At 59.9% G+C, this 18,127-nt stretch carries 16 protein-coding genes; 7 read left to right on the plus strand and 9 right to left on the minus strand.

The features are described from left to right. Positions 1-79: 79 nt before the first annotated feature. The 3 genes from hrpB to AC2TEM_RS08900 all read left to right on the plus strand — a co-directional run bounded on the left by hrpB (position 80) and on the right by AC2TEM_RS08900 (position 4,739). The gene (gene hrpB / locus AC2TEM_RS08890; protein ID WP_170424221.1) at positions 80-2,518 is read left to right on the plus strand and encodes an ATP-dependent helicase HrpB; all 2,439 of its coding nucleotides are present in this window, start codon (positions 80-82) and stop codon (positions 2,516-2,518) included. Between the two features lie 194 nt (positions 2,519-2,712). Beyond that, complete coding sequence (locus tag AC2TEM_RS08895; RefSeq protein ID WP_170424223.1) at positions 2,713-3,171, plus strand: NUDIX hydrolase; 459 nt, start codon at positions 2,713-2,715, stop codon at positions 3,169-3,171. An 89-nt stretch (positions 3,172-3,260) separates the two neighbouring features. Further along, on the plus strand, positions 3,261-4,739 hold the full coding sequence (locus AC2TEM_RS08900) for an inorganic phosphate transporter (protein WP_170397220.1): 1,479 nt from the start codon (positions 3,261-3,263) through the stop codon (positions 4,737-4,739). A gap of 61 nt (positions 4,740-4,800) precedes the next feature. Here AC2TEM_RS08900 and AC2TEM_RS08905 read toward each other — a convergent pair whose 3' ends face one another. Together AC2TEM_RS08905 and AC2TEM_RS08910 are read right to left on the minus strand one after the other, a co-directional pair. Continuing rightward, the gene (locus AC2TEM_RS08905) at positions 4,801-5,775 is read right to left on the minus strand and encodes a 2-dehydropantoate 2-reductase (protein ID WP_480856141.1); all 975 of its coding nucleotides are present in this window, start codon (positions 5,773-5,775) and stop codon (positions 4,801-4,803) included. 65 nt (positions 5,776-5,840) lie between these two features. Continuing rightward, entirely contained in the window at positions 5,841-6,806 is a 966-nt protein-coding gene (locus tag AC2TEM_RS08910) for a pirin family protein (protein WP_170404212.1), read from the minus strand. Positions 6,807-7,062: 256 nt separating this feature from the next. Between AC2TEM_RS08910 and AC2TEM_RS08915 the strand changes: the two genes are divergently transcribed. Both AC2TEM_RS08915 and AC2TEM_RS08920 read left to right on the plus strand, forming a co-directional pair. Continuing rightward, the gene (locus AC2TEM_RS08915) at positions 7,063-7,551 is read left to right on the plus strand and encodes a peptidase associated/transthyretin-like domain-containing protein (protein ID WP_170397223.1); all 489 of its coding nucleotides are present in this window, start codon (positions 7,063-7,065) and stop codon (positions 7,549-7,551) included. A gap of 6 nt (positions 7,552-7,557) precedes the next feature. Then, positions 7,558-8,154, plus strand: a complete 597-nt coding sequence (locus AC2TEM_RS08920; protein ID WP_370644448.1) for a ferric reductase-like transmembrane domain-containing protein — start codon at positions 7,558-7,560, stop codon at positions 8,152-8,154. Positions 8,155-8,181: 27 nt separating this feature from the next. Here the strand turns inward: AC2TEM_RS08920 and AC2TEM_RS08925 are convergent, their stop codons facing one another. Genes AC2TEM_RS08925 through AC2TEM_RS08935 form a run of 3 tightly spaced genes read right to left on the minus strand, consistent with a single transcriptional unit; the run spans position 8,182 to position 10,724 of the window. Beyond that, positions 8,182-8,526 carry a tautomerase family protein gene (locus tag AC2TEM_RS08925; RefSeq protein WP_170424233.1) on the minus strand — a complete coding sequence of 115 codons (345 nt, stop codon included), beginning with the start codon at positions 8,524-8,526 and terminating at the stop codon, positions 8,182-8,184. A 56-nt stretch (positions 8,527-8,582) separates the two neighbouring features. Continuing rightward, the gene (gene argF / locus AC2TEM_RS08930; RefSeq protein WP_170424235.1) at positions 8,583-9,509 is read right to left on the minus strand and encodes an ornithine carbamoyltransferase; all 927 of its coding nucleotides are present in this window, start codon (positions 9,507-9,509) and stop codon (positions 8,583-8,585) included. Between the two features lie 27 nt (positions 9,510-9,536). Next, positions 9,537-10,724 carry an aspartate aminotransferase family protein gene (locus AC2TEM_RS08935; protein WP_170424237.1) on the minus strand — a complete coding sequence of 396 codons (1,188 nt, stop codon included), beginning with the start codon at positions 10,722-10,724 and terminating at the stop codon, positions 9,537-9,539. Positions 10,725-11,018: 294 nt separating this feature from the next. Here AC2TEM_RS08935 and AC2TEM_RS08940 point away from each other — a divergent pair, with 294 nt between their 5' ends. Further along, the gene (locus tag AC2TEM_RS08940) at positions 11,019-11,909 is read left to right on the plus strand and encodes a DMT family transporter (RefSeq protein ID WP_480856142.1); all 891 of its coding nucleotides are present in this window, start codon (positions 11,019-11,021) and stop codon (positions 11,907-11,909) included. Here AC2TEM_RS08940 and AC2TEM_RS08945 read toward each other — a convergent pair. Beyond that, positions 11,891-12,694, minus strand: a complete 804-nt coding sequence (locus tag AC2TEM_RS08945) for an ABC transporter permease (protein WP_170397238.1) — start codon at positions 12,692-12,694, stop codon at positions 11,891-11,893. The genes AC2TEM_RS08940 and AC2TEM_RS08945 overlap by 19 nt on opposite strands. Positions 12,695-12,820: 126 nt before the next feature. On the opposite strand from AC2TEM_RS08945, the gene AC2TEM_RS08950 reads away from it, so the two are divergent. Continuing rightward, on the plus strand, positions 12,821-13,390 hold the full coding sequence (locus AC2TEM_RS08950; protein WP_170397240.1) for a GcrA family cell cycle regulator: 570 nt from the start codon (positions 12,821-12,823) through the stop codon (positions 13,388-13,390). 53 nt (positions 13,391-13,443) lie between these two features. Here AC2TEM_RS08950 and AC2TEM_RS08955 read toward each other — a convergent pair whose 3' ends face one another. From AC2TEM_RS08955 to AC2TEM_RS08965, 3 genes are all read right to left on the minus strand, one after another. Next, a complete protein-coding gene (locus tag AC2TEM_RS08955) occupies positions 13,444-14,535 on the minus strand; it encodes a Hint domain-containing protein (protein WP_170424241.1) in 1,092 nt (363 codons plus the stop codon). Between the two features lie 110 nt (positions 14,536-14,645). Beyond that, complete coding sequence (locus AC2TEM_RS08960; protein WP_170424243.1) at positions 14,646-15,722, minus strand: T6SS phospholipase effector Tle1-like catalytic domain-containing protein; 1,077 nt, start codon at positions 15,720-15,722, stop codon at positions 14,646-14,648. After that, on the minus strand, positions 15,700-17,991 hold the full coding sequence (locus AC2TEM_RS08965; RefSeq protein ID WP_480856143.1) for a xanthine dehydrogenase family protein molybdopterin-binding subunit: 2,292 nt from the start codon (positions 17,989-17,991) through the stop codon (positions 15,700-15,702). Before AC2TEM_RS08965 ends, AC2TEM_RS08960 begins: the two co-directional genes overlap by 23 nt. Between the last annotated feature and the right edge of the window lie 136 nt (positions 17,992-18,127).

Here is an 18,127-nt window from a genome sequence, read left to right on the forward strand (position 1 = left end):
TGACCCGGTTTGTCCAGCCCCAACCGGAGCCGAGATTGGCGACGCTGGACCTTGGCCGAGGCTTTGGCGATAAGGCGATATGACCCGGTTGCCCATTGATGACGCCATTCCCGATATTCTGAACGCCTTGCGAACGCATGGGCGCGCGGTGCTGCAGGCGCCGCCGGGTGCGGGCAAGACAACCCGCGTGCCGCTTGAGATGCTGCAGGCCGGTCTGTGTGAGGGCCGGATCGTCATGCTGGAACCCCGGCGGCTGGCCGCCCGTGCCGCCGCCGAACGCATGGCCGAGACGCTGGGTGAACCCGTGGGCCAGACCGTGGGCTATCGTGTCCGTGGAGACGTGAAAGTTTCAAAGGCGACGCGCATCGAGGTTGTGACCGAAGGTATCCTGACACGGATGCTGCAATCCGAACCTGACCTGCCCGGCGTAGGTGCTGTGATATTCGATGAATTCCACGAACGGTCCCTGAACGCCGATCTTGGGCTTGCACTGTGCCTTGAGGTGACTGGAGCGTTGCGCGATGACCTGATCTTGCTGGCGATGTCCGCGACGCTGGATGCTGAACCGGTGGGCCAGCTGATGAACGCCCCTCTGGTGACTTCCCAAGGGCGCAGCTATCCGGTCGAGACGCGCTGGTTGGACCGGCCTTTGGGGCCGCAGGCGCGGCGACTGGATGCGCTGATCGATCTGGTGGTGCGAGCCGAACGGGAAACCAAAGGGGGCATGTTGGTTTTCCTGCCCGGTGAAGGTGAAATTCGGCGGGCCGAGGCGGCTTTGGCCAGCCGTCTACCCGACACCTGTTCAGTGCGGCCTTTGTTCGGAGCACTGCCCTTTGCCGCCCAGCGCGCGGCGATTGCGCCGGTTAAGCAAGGTCGCAAGGTGGTTCTGGCGACGTCGATTGCCGAAACCTCGCTGACTATTCCCGATATCCGCGTGGTGGTCGATATGGGGCAAGCCCGGCGGGCGCGGTTCGATCCCGGATCAGGCATGTCGCAGCTGGTGACCGAGCGGGTGACGCGGGCCGAAGCGAAGCAGCGCGCAGGCCGTGCGGGGCGTGTGGCCGAAGGTGTCTGCTATCGGTTGTGGTCCAAGGGCGAAGAAGGTGCACTAGCCGCCTACCCGCCTGCCGAGATCGAGGCAGCCGATCTGACCGGGCTGGCGTTAGAATTGTCGCTCTGGGGCGCAGAACCGGGTGATCTTGCGTTTCTGACCGCGCCGCCCGAAGGCACGCTGGCTGAGGCGCGCGCGTTGCTGGCGATGCTGGGTGCCCTGGATGGCAAAGGTAGGATCACCGAACATGGGCGGGCGCTGGCGGCGCTGCCGCTGCATCCTCGGCTGGGGCACATGCTGCTGCACGCGGGACCTGAGGCCGCGACACTGGCGGCGCTGATGGCGGAACGCGATCCGCTAAGGGGTGCTCCGGTCGATCTGTCTTTGAGGCTTGAGGTGCTGCGGGACGTGCGCGCGTTTCAGCGCAATCGGGTCTGGCAGGTCAACATGGGCGCGCTGGATCGGATCAAGGGCGAAGCAAAGCGGTTGCGCGCGCAATCTAAGGATGCGGGCGGTCTGAGCCCGGCAGCGATGGCGGCGCTGGCCTATCCTGATCGCATCGGACAGCGACGCAAGGGAGATGTCCCGCGTTATGTCCTGTCGGGTGGCAAAGGCGTCGTGCTGGAAGCCGGTGATACGCTGGCGGGTGCACCTTATCTTGTGGTGACGGATACGGATGGGAACCCGCGTGAAGCGCGCGTGCGCATGGCAGCGCAGATTTCCGAGGGGGAAATTCGCGATCTATTCGGCGATCAGATCGCGTGGGTCGACAGCTGCGACTGGTCGAAACGCGAACGCCGTGTCGTGGCGCGCAGGCAAGAGCGGTTCGGAGCAATCACGCTGGACGACCGCATCTGGAAAGATGTCCCCGAGGATGCATTGGCGCGGGCGATGTTGGACGGGGTGCGCGATCTGGGTGTGCGGCTGAACGGGGCCGCAGCGCGATTGGCCGCTCGGGTCGAGTTGATCCGCGCGGAAGGCGCTGATTTGCCGGACTTCTCGGAAACCGGGCTGATGGATACGCTGGAAGACTGGCTGCTGCCGATGCTCTCGGGCGTGCGCAATGCCGATGACTGGAAGCGGTTCGACCTGCTGCCCGCGCTGCGTGCCCGGCTGGACTGGGACCAGATGCAGGAACTGGATCGGCGGGCGCCGGGCTCGTTTGTGACTCCGTTGGGCCGCAAGCTGCCAATTGACTATGGCGGTGCGGTGCCCGAAATCTCGGTTCGGCTACAAGAGGTATTCGGCGTTACGCAACATCCGGTGGTTGGGGGCGAGCCTTTGAAGATCACGCTGCTGTCACCGGCCCAGCGACCGATCCAGATCACCCGTGATCTGCCCGGATTCTGGGCCGGGTCATATGCCGATGTGCGCAAGGACATGCGGGCGCAGTACCCAAAACATCCCTGGCCCGAAGATCCAACTCAGGCGGATCCGACGCTGCGCGCGAAGCGGCGCAAAGGCTGAGTTGATCAGGTGGGCGTAAATAAGCCTCATTGGCGGAAACAGTGCAAAGCGCACAAATTGCTGCAAAAATACACGAAACACCGAAAGTTCAGGCCATATTTTGCGGTTATCCGAGGACGGTATTGTTAACTCAGCAATACATGATTATGTAACTTCTTCGAATTACAAAAAGAACACGCCCGAGCAGGCCTGACATGACGACATGGATACGCAACATCTGGGAAGAGGTCGCGCGACCGCTGATCCAGCGCCCAAGCCGGGTGCAGGTTGCTGCGTTGTGTACCCGCAAGGCAGGTCCCGGTAACGACGTTCTGTTGATCACCAGTCGGGGCACCGGACGCTGGATTATCCCCAAAGGCTGGCCCATTGATGGGCTCAACGGGCCGGAAACCGCATTGCGGGAAGCCTGGGAAGAGGCTGGGGTGCGCGCGACCGAGGTGCAGAAAGATCCCGTTGGTCATTACTCTTACGACAAAAGGTTGGATGACGGCACGGCGTTGCCGGTTATCACCAGCGTTTATCGGATCGAGGTGACCGATCTGGCGGATGTATTCCCCGAGTCAGATCAGCGCAAGCGCTGCTGGGTGTCCCCGAAGGTGGCCGCCGAACGCGTGCAAGAGCCGGAATTGCGCGACTTGCTACTGCAATTGTAACAATATTGTAAAAAACTGATGACAAAGGTTGCCGCGCCCATTGGAACCGTTTAGCGGCGGGCATCATTCAAAACAGCCGTTGTGAACCGATGTCAGACCACCCCACCAAAGCCCGTTGGCACGCACTGGACCGTGACCTACAGCGTATCTCGCGCGTTGAGCACGCCAATGCCCAAGTATCGCGTCCTCTGTTGGCCCCCGGAATTGCACTGGCCTTTATCGCGCTGGCAGGTTTGGCTGCAGCGCTTCTGTTCGGACGGGCCGATGGTGGCGTGATCGTTGTCGCAGCTGCGGCATTCGGCGCTTACATGGCGATCAATATCGGTGCCAACGACGTGGCCAACAATATGGGCCCGGCAGTGGGGGCCAATGCTCTGACCATGGGCGGAGCCATCCTGATTGCCGCCATCGCAGAAAGCGCAGGTGCGTTGCTGGCAGGGGGGGATGTGGTTTCGACCATCTCTAAGGGCATCATCGATCCGATGTCGGTGCAGAACAGCAATGTGTTCATCTGGGCGATGATGGCGGCCCTGATATCGTCGGCACTGTGGGTCAATCTGGCTACCTGGGTCGGGGCACCGGTTTCGACCACGCATTCGGTGGTTGGCGGCGTGATGGGTGCCGGCATTGCTGCGGCGGGCCTAAGTGCGGTGAGCTGGGGCACGATGAGCGCGATTGCCGCCAGTTGGGTGATCTCACCCGTTTTGGGCGGGATGATTGCAGCCGCCTTTCTGGCATTGATCAAACACAAGATCCAGTATCAGGACGACAAGATCGCGGCAGCGCGGCGCTGGGTGCCCATTCTGGTTGCCGTGATGGCAGGGGCGTTTGCCACCTACTTGTCGGTCAAAGGCCTGAAGCGGATCGTCAAAATTGATCTTCAATTTGCCCTTTTGATCGGTCTGACCTTTGGCGGCCTGGTCTGGGCTGCGACGGTACCGTGGGTCAAGCGCAAGTCTGAAGGGTTGGAGAACCGGACCCGGTCGTTGAAGACATTGTTTGGTCTGCCTCTGGTGATTTCGGCCACATTTCTGAGCTTTGCGCATGGGGCCAATGATGTGGCCAATGCGGTGGGTCCACTGGCGGCGATCGTGCATGCGGCCGAGTTCGGAGATTTTGCCACGAAAGTCTCGATCCCGACATGGGTCATGGTGATCGGCGCGTTTGGCATCTCGTTCGGCCTATTCCTGTTCGGTCCCAAGCTGATCCGTATGGTCGGCAGCCAGATCACCAAGCTGAACCCGATGCGGGCGTTCTGTGTCGCGCTATCGGCGGCGATCACGGTCATCGTCGCCAGTTGGCTGGGTCTGCCGGTCAGTTCGACTCATATCGCGGTTGGGGCCGTCTTTGGTGTTGGCTTCTATCGGGAGTGGCATGCAGAACGGCGGTGGAAATACTCGAACCGCCAGCGGCCGGCGGAGCTGCGACTGGCGCGCGAGGAACGGCGGCGGCGCAAGCTGGTGCGGCGGTCGCATTTCATGACCATCGTGGCGGCCTGGGTGATCACGGTACCGGCAGCGGCAGTGATGTCGGCGCTAATTTTCTGGGTTTTGACTGCGTTCGCTTGATCGGAATTTGCGAGGCTCTGCCTCGCGCTCCGAGGTATTTTAGGCCAGATGAAGAGACGGATCAGGTTATGATCTGGTCGACTGTGAGCGGCGTGTCCGGTGATTGGTGGATGAGTTGAGAGACTCGGCTATTGATCGGGGTTGGGATCGCGTACTGTTGGCCGAGTTTGATGATTTCGCCCTGTAGACTGTCGATTTCGGTCGGGCGACCCGCCGTCAGATCATAAGCCATCGAGGTGCGCGCATTTGGGTCGATGGTCAGCATTTTTGCCGCAATTCGTGTAAAAATTGGCGTTGGCAGACGTAGAATGTGCGGTGTCATCCATGCGGGTAGTGGCGTTGTGGAGGTGGCCTCGATCTCGGCGACTTTCAAAACACGCTGCGCCTCGGCCATCTGATCAGCCATCAGGCGACGCCAGTTTCGGTCGAGCAGTTGGTTTTGCAAGGTCAGGCCGGACAATGCGTTCAATGCATTGTTGAGGTTGATCACCAGCTTACCCCATTGCACTGCCTCGATCTGGTCGCTTTCGCTGACGGGTAGATCTGGGGCGCTTAGGCGTTCAGCCAGAGACCGGGAGCCATGCTCGATGACGATCTCGCCCGATGTGGCGCGGTGATAGGTTGCCGGGCCCGTCGGCACCACGTTGAACGGCACCATTCCAGCCCGAACGTCGCGTCCGGGAAGAGCGGTGCGCAGGGTGCGGGCGTTCTCGAGCCCATTCTGCCAAGACAGAACCGGGGCCGTTTCCGTGGCGTGTGCGGCGATCAGCGTTGCCATCTCGGCGGTCGCGCCGGTTTTTACCGTGACGATGACCAACTCGGCATCCCCAAGACAGGCAGGGTTTTCGCTGAGCGTGAGTTGTGCGGCGGTGACGTGGCGATGCAGGTTCGAGAAATCTGTCACCGTCAGCCCTTGTCCCCGGATGGTGTTCAGCACCCGCGCGCGGCCCAGCAGCGTCACGCTGTGTCCCGCTGCGGCCAGCAATGCGCCGCAAAAGCAGCCAATGCTGCCTGCACCGGCGATGACAATATTCATGGCTAACCTCCGCTGTCCCTGCAAGGATCGCCGGGATCGTTCAACGGAGCCAGCGTGACGTGAGGTCAGACGCGGGCGCGTCTGGGTCGGGTGCGTTCGAGGTCTTCCGAGATCGGAATGAACTCCTGATCATCACCGGGCGGCAGGTGGAAGGCGCCGTTCGCCCAGTCGGCAGTTTTCCATTCGCGTGTGGCCGTTTCTATCTTCTCCCTCGAGGAGGAGACGAAGTTCCACCAGATGTAGCGATCTTCGTTCAGGGTTGCGCCGCCCAGCAACAACAGCCGCGCACCCAGTGGTCCGGCCTTCACGGACAGGTGATCGCCGGGGCGGAAGACCATCATGCGACCCGCCTCGAAGCTGTCGCCTGCGATCTCGACCGAGCCTGTGGTGACATAGACACCGCGATCCTCGTGATTGTCGGGCAGCGGGAAGGAGGCACCCGGTTCGAGCTGGACGTCGAGATAAAAGGTCTCGGACAGCATGGTGACCGGGCTGGTTTCGCCATAGGCGGAGCCAAGGATCAGGCGGGCGCTGACGCCTGCATCCTGAATATGGGGCAACGCGCCCTGTTTGTGGTGTTCGAAATCGGGGGCCATATCTTCGTGAGTTTCGGGCAGGGCGATCCAAGTCTGGATGCCAAACAGGCTGTGTTTCTTGCCGCGTGTTTGGTCACTGGTACGTTCGGAATGGGTCACACCACGCCCAGCGACCATCCAGTTGACCTCGCCGGGGTAGATCATCTGATGCGTGCCGAGACTGTCGCGGTGTTCAAACTCGCCCTGATATAAATAGGTCACGGTACCCAGTCCGATATGGGGATGCGGCCGTACGTCAATACCGCCTTCGGTGATGAATTCGGCCGGACCCATTTGGTCGAAGAAGATGAAGGGGCCGACCAGTTGCCGTTTGACCGAGGGTAGCGCGCGGCGCACCTCGAACCCGCCCAGATCACGGGCACGGGGGATGATCAGGCTGTCCAGCGCCGGGTTCTCGGACCGGCAGTCGGGTGTATGGGTCGGATTCCAGCTCATTCTCGCTCTCCCTTAGGTCAGGATCTGGCTTGGGCTTCAATATGTTTGATAATGTGGAATATAGTATGATTTATTGTCGGGCATAGCGCATGAGTGCACATATACAGTGCACGATGGGCGGAAACGGCGGCAACGCTCACGTGACGGTGATGAAATGACCCGATCTTCAGACCAGCTTAACTCGGCTTTCGCAACAAACGTGCTAGATTGAGTGTCAGGCCAGACACCATGCCCGTTATCGAAAGGAGCCCTCTCGATGTCGCACGTTCTACTTACCCGCCGCAGCGCGTTGGTTACGGCGGGCTGTTTTGCAGCGCTAGGCACGGCCGGGCTGACCACGCCCGCGCGGGCGCAGGGCGTTGCACCGACCCCGTCCATGCGGGGTGGATCGAACAACTATCGCCCCGGCGCCCCTATTGTGCAGCGCATCGGCGGCGGAGGTTTCTGGATGACCGGCACCGTGCGCCGCGCAGGCGACGGTGCCCCTTTGCCCGGCCAACGTATCCAGATCTGGGCACATACGACCGAGGGGCACGAGCGCGACCAGCGCAGCCATGGGGCGACGCTGACGGATGCGAACGGTGAATTTCGGCTTGAGATGCCACAAATCGTGCCCGCCTTTGGCCAACCGCATGGGCATCTCGCCTATGACAGCGGCGAATTTGAGACGGTATTCCTGCGCCCGGTGATGTCGAGCGCGAAAGACAAAACGCTTGCCGCGCATTTCGTCTTGCAGCCTGCCTGATACGTGTTGAGGCGCATACTGATCTGGGCAGCGTTGATTGTCGCCCTTCTGGTGCCGGTTATCGCGGCAGCATTCAGCCCATATCTGGCGTGGCGCGAGCCGATCTACATCCTAGCCGGGTTTGCGGGCATCGTCGGGATGTGCCTTCTGCTGATGCAACCCTTGCTGGCCGGACGCTGGTTGCCTGGGCTTTCACCTGTGCGCAGCCGCTTATGGCACAGGAGGTGCGGTCTGGCCCTTGTCGCAGCGATCGTAATCCATGTGGGCGGTTTGTGGATCACGAGCCCGCCGGATGTCGTGGACGCGCTTCTATTCGTATCAGCCACACCCTTTTCCGTCTGGGGTGTGATCGCGATGTGGACGGGTTTTGCTGCAGCAACGATGGGCGTTCTGCGCCTACGCCTGAACCTGCGATTTCGGCTCTGGCGTCTGGGGCACACAGGACTGGCGCTGGTAACCATTCTGGGCAGTGTCGTACACGCCCTGCTGATTGAGGGCACAATGGAGATCATGACCAAGATCGCATTGTGTGTGCTGGTAGTTCTGGCGTGCGTCGCTACGCTCGCCAGACTACGGGTCTGGGAAGTGTCCCGACGCGTTTAGTCCTCCCATACGCATACCGGGGCCGCGTCAGGCTGACAGGCGTTTGGCATAGGTCGCGCGATCTATTTCAACATCCCGCACGGTGATGCTGCCGACCGTGGGCGCAGACGCAGCCAGAACATTCAGAATGATCGCGTTCAACTCGGCGCGCGTTGCCTCATCTCGGCCTTGCAACAACAAGAGCGTGGCATGAATGAACGTCTGCGGTTCGGTCCCGATGCAGAAATACGGAAACGAGGTGGCACGGATTTTGAGTGTTGGGGCATCGAATTCTTCATGCGCGGCGAGCACGGAATAGAGCTGCTCACAGATGGCTTGAAAATCATGAGTTTTTTCGAGCCCGGCAGAGAATTCCAGAGTGATGTGTGGCATTGGTTGCTCCGAGATTTAAGAGAGCCATCTATGGCTCTCCCAGATTGCTGTCGGCCTCAGACGCCCAGACACCAGCGCATCACGGCTTTTTGCGCATGCAGGCGGTTTTCGGCCTCGTCAAAGATCACCGAGTTCGGGCCGTCCATGACCTCGGATGTGGCCTCTTCTTCGCGGTGCGCAGGCAGGCAGTGCATGAACAACGCGTCTGGCTTGGCATGCGACATCAGCTCGGCGTTGACCTGATAGGGCCGCAGCATGTTGTGGCGGCGCTCCTTCGCGGATTGAGAATCGTGCATCGAGACCCAGGTGTCGGCGACTACAAGGTCGGCCCCTTCAACAGCTTTGTGCGGGTCCCGTTCGATCACGATTTTCGAGCCCTTCTGGCGTGCAAACCCCATGAATTCTTCTTCCGGGTCCAGCTGCGCCGGGCCGGTGAATGTCAGGTCGAAACCGAATTGACCGGCGGCATGCAGAAATGAAGCGCAGACATTGTTGCCGTCGCCGGTCCAGACGACCTTTTTTCCTGCGATGGGGCCGCGATGCTCTTCATAGGTCAGCACATCGGCCATGATTTGGCAGGGATGTGTACGATCGGTCAGACCATTGATAACGGGAACGTCCGAGTATTCGGACATCTCGGTCAGGATGGTTTCATCAAAGGTTCGGATCATGATCATGTCGACATAGCGCGACAGGACGCGGGCGGTGTCGGCGATGGTTTCACCATGGCCCAGCTGCATGTCCTTGCCGGACAGCACCATGGTCTGCCCGCCCATTTGGCGCACACCGACATCGAAGGACACGCGGGTCCGTGTTGACGGCTTTTCAAAGATCAGCGCAACCATGCGGCCTGCCAGAGGCTGCTCGTCGTCGGGGGCGGCTTTGGGACGCCCAAGGCGCGCCTGTTTCATCGCGCTGGCCTGATCGATCATGTTCCGCAGATCACCTGCGTCAGTTTTGTGGATATCAAGGAAGTGGTTCATTTTAATTCACTTTTTAATCAGGCGAGTTCAGGCCGAAGCCATTGCGTTTTCGACTTGTGCCGCAGTTTTCTCGAGGCGGATCAGGGCTTGTGCGATGTCATCCTCGGTGAGGGTCAGCGGCGGCAGCAGGCGGATCACGTTATCTGCGGCGGGAACCGTTATGACCTCGTTGTCATAGCCAGCGTTGACCACGTCGATATTGGCGGGTTTGCATTTCAGGCCAAGCATCAAACCTGAGCCGCGCACCTCCTCGAATACTTCGGGGTGGTCCGCGATCAGGCCTTCGAGCTTCTGACGCAGCAGGCCTGCCTTGCGATTCACACCTTCGAGGAAGGCCGGAGTAGCGACCTGATCAATCACCGCGCAGCCGACGGCACAGCCCAAGGGGTTGCCGCCATAGGTCGAGCCGTGGGTGCCTGCCGTCATGCCGCTGGCGGCCTCTTCGGTGGCCAGAACCGCACCCAGAGGAAAACCGCCGCCGATGCCTTTGGCGACCATCATGATATCCGGCGTGATGCCGGCCCATTCATGGGCAAAGAGTTTGCCGGTCCGCCCAACGCCGCATTGGACTTCATCGAGGATCAGCAAAAGGCCGTTATCATCGCAAATCTGGCGCAGGGCTTTCAGCTCTGCATCCGGAACGGGGCGGATGCCGCCTTCGCCCTGAACCGGTTCGATCAGGATGGCCGCCGTGTTGTCGGTGATGGCGTTGGTGACACCGTCGAGGTCTCCGAATGTCAGATGCACAAAGCCGGGAAGCAGCGGGCCGAAACCTTTGGTCATTTTCTCGGACCCGGCTGCGGCGATACCCGCCGATGACCGGCCATGGAATGAGCCGTCGAAGGTGATGATCTCGACCTTCTCGGGCTGACCTTTGTCATAAAAATACTTGCGGGCCATTTTGACGGCCAATTCGCAGGATTCGGTGCCCGAATTGGTGAAGAACACCGTATCGGCAAAGGTGTGTTCCACCAGCTTGTCCGCCAGTGCCTGCTGTTGCGGGATGTTATAGAGGTTTGAAACATGCCACAGCGCATGCGCCTGTTCCGTCAGGGCCGCCACCAGCGCCGGATGCGCATGACCCAGCGCGTTTACCGCTATGCCCGCGCCCAGATCCAGAAAACGTCGGCCATCCGCCTCGGTCAGCCAGGCGCCTTCGCCCTTCACGAATGTCAGGGGCGCGCGGTTATAGGTCGGCAGAACGGACGGGATCATCGGATCATCCTTTTCGAATAGCTTGAGCCCTGTGAGTGATACACTGGGGCCATGGTCGTCAACTGATTTGGTGGGGTTTGCGCGGATTTGGACAGCGCAAATGGATCAAACGGGCCGATTATGCGGTCAGGCTTTGGCGTCGGAGGCGCAGAATATGTGCGGTATTGATCATGTGAGGCCGTATAGCGGGGTGCACCGGGTCTGAAAACCCCGTTTTTGCGATCGGGGCAAAAATCATTCTGAGACCGGGATTTACCGCTTGTCATTTACCCGACGCTGGCGCACGGCTGAACCATGACACCGATACGTCAGAATCCTGCCCTTGCGGCCCTGCTGATCCTTGCGGCCAGCGCCCTTCTCGCAGGGACCACATTGCTGGCGAAAGCACTGGGGACGGATGTGCTTGGCCCTGCCCTGCATCCGATGCAGATCAGCCATGGACGGTTTCTGTTTGCCTTTCTGGTAATCGTGACAGCCGTCGGCATCATGCGCCCCCGCCTGAGCCGCCCGCATTGGGGTCTGCATATAGGACGGACAAGCTTCGGCTGGCTGGGGATCACGCTGATGTTTGCATCCGTTGCTTTCATACCGATTGCGGATGCGACGGCTATCTCGTTCCTGAACCCGGTCTTTGCCATGATGTTGGCGATCCCGCTGCTGAAAGAAGGTGTCGGCCCGTGGCGCTGGTTGGCCGCCATCGTGGCCTTGATCGGTGCTTTGGTTCTGTTGCGTCCGACGCCCGCTAGCTTTCAACCCGCTGCATTACTGGCCCTGACCGCAGCAGTGATAATTGGGATGGAACTGATCTTTATCAAAAAGCTCTCGGGCCGAGAAATACCAATCCAGATTCTGCTGATCAACAATGCGATGGGTCTGACCATTGCGACAGTCGCGGTAAGTTTCGTTTTCCAGATGCCGACGCCTCAGCAATGGGCGGCGCTGGCCTCGATTGGTGTGCTAATGGCCTGTGCGCAGGCTTGTTTCGTCAACGGAATGGCGCGGGCGGATGCCTCTTTTGTGGCACCGATCAGCTACGCCACCCTGATCTTCGCTGCCGTCTACGATTTCGCGGTATTCAAGGTGATACCGGATGGGATCAGCATGATCGGCTCGGCCATCATCCTGACCGGAGGTCTGATTCTGGTCTGGCGCGAGGCGATACACCGTCAGGCCTTGAGCCGGTAGCCGGTGCGCAACATCTGCCAGGTCAATCCTCCAACCAACAATGTCGCGCTGGCGCAGATCGCCATGCCCAACCAAGGAGAGCTGTCGGACACGCCGATCATCCCATAGCGCAACCCGTCTATCAGATAGAAGACCGGGTTCGCATGGCTTAGCCGATTGAGCACTGGCGGCAGCGCCTGCACAGAATAGAACGTGCCGGACAAGAAAGCCAAAGGCGTGACGATGAAGTTGGTGATCGCCGCCATCTGGTCAAACTTGTTGGCAAAAATCCCGGCAAAAAGCCCAAGCGCGCCCATGAACGCGCCACCTAAAACCACGAATATCAGTGCGATCAGCGGGTTCTGCGGCACGATGCCCAGAACCAACGCCAGAGCGATTGCGACAACAAGGGCGATCAGGATTCCGCGGGCGATGCCTCCGGCCAGATAACCCAACAGGATTTCCAGCGGCGATAGCGGCGGCATCAGCGTATCGACGATATTGCCCTGAACCTTGGCGATCACCATCGATGACGATGTATTGGCAAAGGCGTTCTGAATCACGGTCATCATCATGATGCCCGGTGCCAGAAAGGTCAGAAACGGCACCCCCATCACATCCGGTCGGCTGGGACCAATGGCAATGTTGAAGATCAGCAGGAACAGGCCTGCCGTCACCAGCGGTGCCAGCAGGGTCTGCGTCCACACGGCCAGAAAGCGCAGGGTTTCGCGCTGCGCCAGTGTATAGAGGCCCATCCAATTCACCGCGCCAAAGCGGCGTGCGTCGTGATCCATGAGATTATGCATGCTCTGCCCCATACCTGATTCGAAGACCGCTTGTAACTCGGGCCGCAGTGTTTAGAATAGGGCGCTGAGATGATTTCCCAAGGCGGCCCGAATCCGGGGCCGCTTTCCGCTTTTGAAAGGCAAATGATGTCCTGGACTGACGAGCGTGTAGAGCTGCTGAAAAAGATGTGGGGCGAGGGCCAGTCGGCCAGCCAGATCGCCAAGGAACTGGGCGGCGTGACCCGCAATGCGGTGATCGGCAAGGTGCACCGTCTGGGTCTGTCGAATCGCGCCACCGGTGCAAGCCCGGCAAAGGCCGAGCCTAAGGAAAAACCGGCCCCCGCGCCCAAGGCCGAGGCCAAACCGAAACCGACACCCAAGACTGAACCGGCCCGTCCGGTGCCAGCCCCCGAGGCCAAACCGGTCACCCCGGCCCGTCGCCAAATCATACCCGCCGGCCAGCCGCTGCCTCCGCAACCTTCGGCCAATGAGATCAGCCCCGAGGCTTTGGCCAAGGTCAACGAGATTGAAAAGAAGGCCAAGAAGCTGTCTTTGATGGAACTGACCGAGAAAACCTGCAAATGGCCCGTCGGCGACCCCGCGACCGAGGATTTCTGGTTCTGCGGCCTGCCGGTTGAGGCAGGCAAGCCGTACTGCGAGGCGCATGTGGGCGTGGCGTTCCAGCCGATGAGTTCGCGCAGAGATCGGCGGCGGTAATTCTTAGAAATGACAGCGGGGGTTGGCCTTGATTGGCCAGCGCGCGATCGACATTAGTCTGCGGAACGGGTGCTTTCCGTATAGTCGGATAGCAATGATCGGGCGTGTTGAGCGTGGCGCGACACCAGCTGTTTCTGACGAGCGTTGTCCGGCACCAGATAACTGGTATCCGAGAGGCCCCCGGTCGAAATGCCCGAAAACAATACAGTAAGTTCCTCGACCATTGCAGGAGGGAGTGAATTCAACGCTTCCTGTCCTATCAGCAAGCTTTCGGTCGGGGCACCCTCGGCGATAATCACTTCGTGCGTCGCCAGGACCAGATGGAAATACGTGACGCTGTCCACGGTTTCATCGACATAAATCCCCGGCAGATCGGTCAGCCTTATCGCGGCGACCAGAACCTCAGAACGACCGAACATGCGTTTCACAATCGCCGAGGACACCAGCATGCGATGCTGACGCGAGACAAGCAGATCACGTCGGGGCAGGCCTTGTCCAAGTGCGCCCGCGCAAATTCGCACTGGATAGAGTTTCGGATTGCGGCGCAACTCGCGCGCAGTGAGTGAACGGCGCAAGATCTGCAGCAAAGGCTGGTTGCCACCCCGCGCCAGCAAAAGCAGCTGGCAAGGCTTCAGATCTTCTACTGGCACCGGACCCAAATCAGTGGATACGAGTGTGCCCGCAGTCAGACAGGGGATGCTACCCGGGGTGGGATCGGTATTGACTGTATATGTGCCGCCATTGTCGGTCGAGACCAGGGAATCGCCAGCGCCGGCCTGCCCGATGACTGTCGATTGCATACCGTTGGCCGGGCCAGTGTTCGCAGTGATCGGGCCGGGACTTGGAGGATCGCTGAAAGAATTAAACTGATAAACCGTTGTCCCTTCGGAGAGCGAGATACCATTGGTTTTACCCAATCCGTTAAATGTCCCGGAACTTGTCGTGTCGATAACATAGATATCGCGACCGGCAACCGTTGTCGGCGTGATACCGGCCAGAGTATTGGTGGTTCGGATCGAGCCATTGCTTAAATAGATCGTCACGACCAACCCCGAGACATCCGTACCAGCGTCAACCGCGACCTCAATAAAATCCAGGGTCGGGCCACCTAAGTATTTGAGCTCAGAAAAGTATGGATCCGGCATAAATCACATGTCTTTCGATGATGCTAAGACGTCCACCCGGCACTGACGGGACAGAAATGCTGTGGCTGCTGTTGATACAACTTTCATAGGAAGGCAAGCTGTTGCTTCTGTTACTGCGCCGGATGCGAAGGCAGATTTGGCATCGGCACCCATCGGGGTAGTTCCTCAGGCGAAACCGAGACATGCAGTTTCTCTGACCGGTCACGCCCTACTTTGCGATGCTTGCGCAGCAGGAAAATCTTACCCCAGCCACGCCAGGTGCCCACGGATTGCGCATGCGGATCGGTAGGGAAACGGTCGCGCCAACCTTCGGGCAGGGGCAGGCCGTGCAGCTCGGCCTTGTCGAGCATCCAGATCAGGGAGATGTTGCTGAGGGGGCGGGCCTCTTCGAACCCGTTCAGCTGGCCGCCAACATCGCCGTGGGTGCCGCGGAACCAAACCTGCTCGATATGGCCTTTGAAGTCAGGCGTGCATTTCCACAGCACCGGCTCGAACACTTCGCGGGTCTCGTCCAGCGCCATGGCGTGATAGCCGTGGCGGGTGGCCGGGCCAAGCTGGTGGTTGTGGAAGGCGTGGCGTTCCTCGGCCCAGCGCCAGAGCAGCGGCAGGCGCAGGCCCAGCGCCTTGACCGTGTCCCAGACGCCGACCATCTCGATGGCGACATCCTCGTGACAGAACTCCCGACGAAAGACCGCCGCCGCTTCGCCATTGGCGTTACATTCATAGTGTCGATAGGCCTGTTTGATATTGCGGACAGTGGCGTGTTCGGCCTTGAGCAACCCGATAGCATCGATCACGCCCGCAAGGCTGCGGACCCCGTATGCGCCGCGCGAATAGCCGATGAAAAAGATCTTATCACCGGGTTTGTAACGCGAAGCCAAATAACCATAGGCCCGACGAATCTGACGGTTGATACCCCGCCCCATCATCACGTCCATAGTCGACTTCCAGCTTTCCCACTGCACGCCGGATTCGTAGAAAACCGAAACCTGGCTGCCCATCTCGCAGCACAGGCGCAGGGTCTGGCCCGCGTGGGTTTCCCGCCCTGCTTCCAGCGTCGACATGGTGCCGTCAAGAATGATGACATGGCTGATAGGTTCGCGGTGGCGCGTTTCGGCCGAGTGCTCGGACCGCAGAGGCCGTCCGAGCCATCCCAGTACCTTTCTACTCAGCCGCGACAGAACCATGCGTCAATAATTCCCAAACTTTGTGAGGTGTGAAAGGCATATCCGCCCGCCGCACCCCGTGATCCCAGAGCGCATCCTGTACCGCGTTCGCCACTGCGGCCAGTGCGCCCACGGTGCCTGCCTCGCCACAGCCTTTCATCCCCATCGGGTTGGCGGTTGACGGAACCGGCGCCGAGGTAAACTCTATCATGGGTATCTCAGCAGCGCGGGGCAAGGCGTAGTCCATGAACGAAGCCGTGAGCAGTTGCCCCTCGGCATCATGAACAACATGCTCGGTCAGTGCTTGGCCGATACCCTGCACTACCCCGCCATGCACCTGCCCCTCGGCCAGCATCGGGTTGATAAGATTGCCGAAATCATCCACCACCGTGTAGCGGTCGACCCATGTTTCACCAGTGAAAGAATCGATAACAACTTCGGCAACATGTGCGCCGTTTGGATAGCTGCGTGCATCTAGCGTGGCGCGGGCTTCGTGCTGCAACAGATCGGCGCGCCCGTCTGCGCGCGCCATCTCGGCCGCCTCGGTCAGCGTGGGGGTCAGGTTGGACCCGGGTGCGCGGAAGGTTTCATGGTCGAAGGTCACATCGATTTCCTCGATACCCATCTTATCCGCAAGATAGGGCGTGAATGCGGCGATCATCGTATCAACTGTGACCAGTGTCGCGTTGCTTTGGGTCGTTACCGAGCGTGATCCGCCGGTTCCGCCGCCCTGCGCCAGCCTGTCCGTGTCGCCTTGCACAACATTGATCAGGTGCGAAGGAATCCCTGTCTGGTCCGAAAGGAACTGGGCATAGACGGTCTCGTGCCCTTGCCCATTGGACTGAGTGCCGACATAGAGGTTCACCGTTCCGTCCTCGCAAAACTCGATCTTCGCGCCTTCGGAAGGGTCTCCCAAAATACTTTCGATATAGTAACAAAGCCCCTGACCCCGGATCAGACCGTTTTCGGCATCCGCCGCCTTGCGGGCCTCAAAGCCCGTAGTCTGTTCGGCGGCGCGGCTGAGGACCATGTCGAACTCACCCACATCATAGGTTTCGCCGGTTGCCGTCTTATAGGGGAAAGCTTCGGGTCGGATGAAATTCTTGCGCCGCAACTCCCACGGATCAATCCCCAACTCACGCGCAGCACGGTCCATGACGCGTTCCAGCACATAGATCGCCTCGGGTCGCCCGGCACCGCGATAGGCGTCGACCTGCGTGGTGTTGGTGAAGAATCCTTCGACCCGCAAGTAGGTGGTCTGAACATCGTAGACACCCATCAAAACCTTACTGAATAGGCTGGTCTGGATCGCCTGCGCGAAATGGCTGTTATAGGCACCAAGGTTGATCTTGCTGTGAACCCGATAGGCGGTGATCTTGTGATCGGCATCAAAGGCGAGCTCCGCCAGTGAGGTCAGGTCACGGCCGTGGTGATCGGACAACATCGCTTCGGACCGGTCCGACATCCAGTGCACCGGCTGGCCCAGTTTCATGGCAGCAACAGCAACGGTGAAATATTCGGGATAAGGCATCGCCTTCATACCAAATCCGCCGCCGACATCTGGCGTAGTAACACGGATCGCCTCGGGGTCCAGTTTCAGCTTTTGTGCCAGTTGCGCTTTCATCCCCCAGACACCCTGCCCGCCATATGAGAAATGCATACGGCCACCCGACCAATCGGCCTGACAGCCACGCGGTTCGATCGAGCTCACGATGACCCGGTTGTCATGCACGTTCAGCGCGACGGTGCGCGCCGCTGCATGAAAGGCGGCATTGGTCGCTTTCTCATCACCCAAGCCCCAGTCAAAGGCGCGGTTGTCGGGGGCTTGTGGATGCAAAGGTTCGCCACCCGCAGCGACATCCATCTTGACCGGCAGGTCTTCGGTTTCCATCCAGATCAATTCGACTGCATCGCGGGCCTGTAACAACGAGTCGGCAATGACGACCGCAACGGGTTCTCCGACGAAACGCACGCGGTCCTTGGCCAGCATGTTCCGCTCGGACGCAGCGCCTTGACTGCCGTCGCGGTTGGCGACTGTAGTCGCGTTCATCACCGTATCGATCCCGGCAGCAGTCAGATCTTCCAGCGTCATGACCAAGCGCACCCCATCCGCTGTACGTGCATCTTCAAGGTCCAGCGACGTGATCGTGGCATGCGCCACCGGGCTGCGAAAGAATGCTGCGAACAGCGCATTCTCGGGCACAGAATCGTCCATGTATTGCCCCTGCCCGGTCAGAAACCGCTGGTCCTCGGTCCGTTTGATGGGCTGGCTTTTGCCGAATTTTTCCATGGGATGATCCTCTGGCTGCCTGAATGCGCGACCCTAGCGTGAAGCAGGACCTTGTCCAGTGGCTGAGAAAATTAACCCCGCACGGTCTGAAAGCGACATTCATGTCTGGAAACAGCGTTGCGCGCCGATCTGGGCC

The sequence above is a fragment of the Ruegeria sp. HKCCD3925 genome (assembly GCF_057221175.1).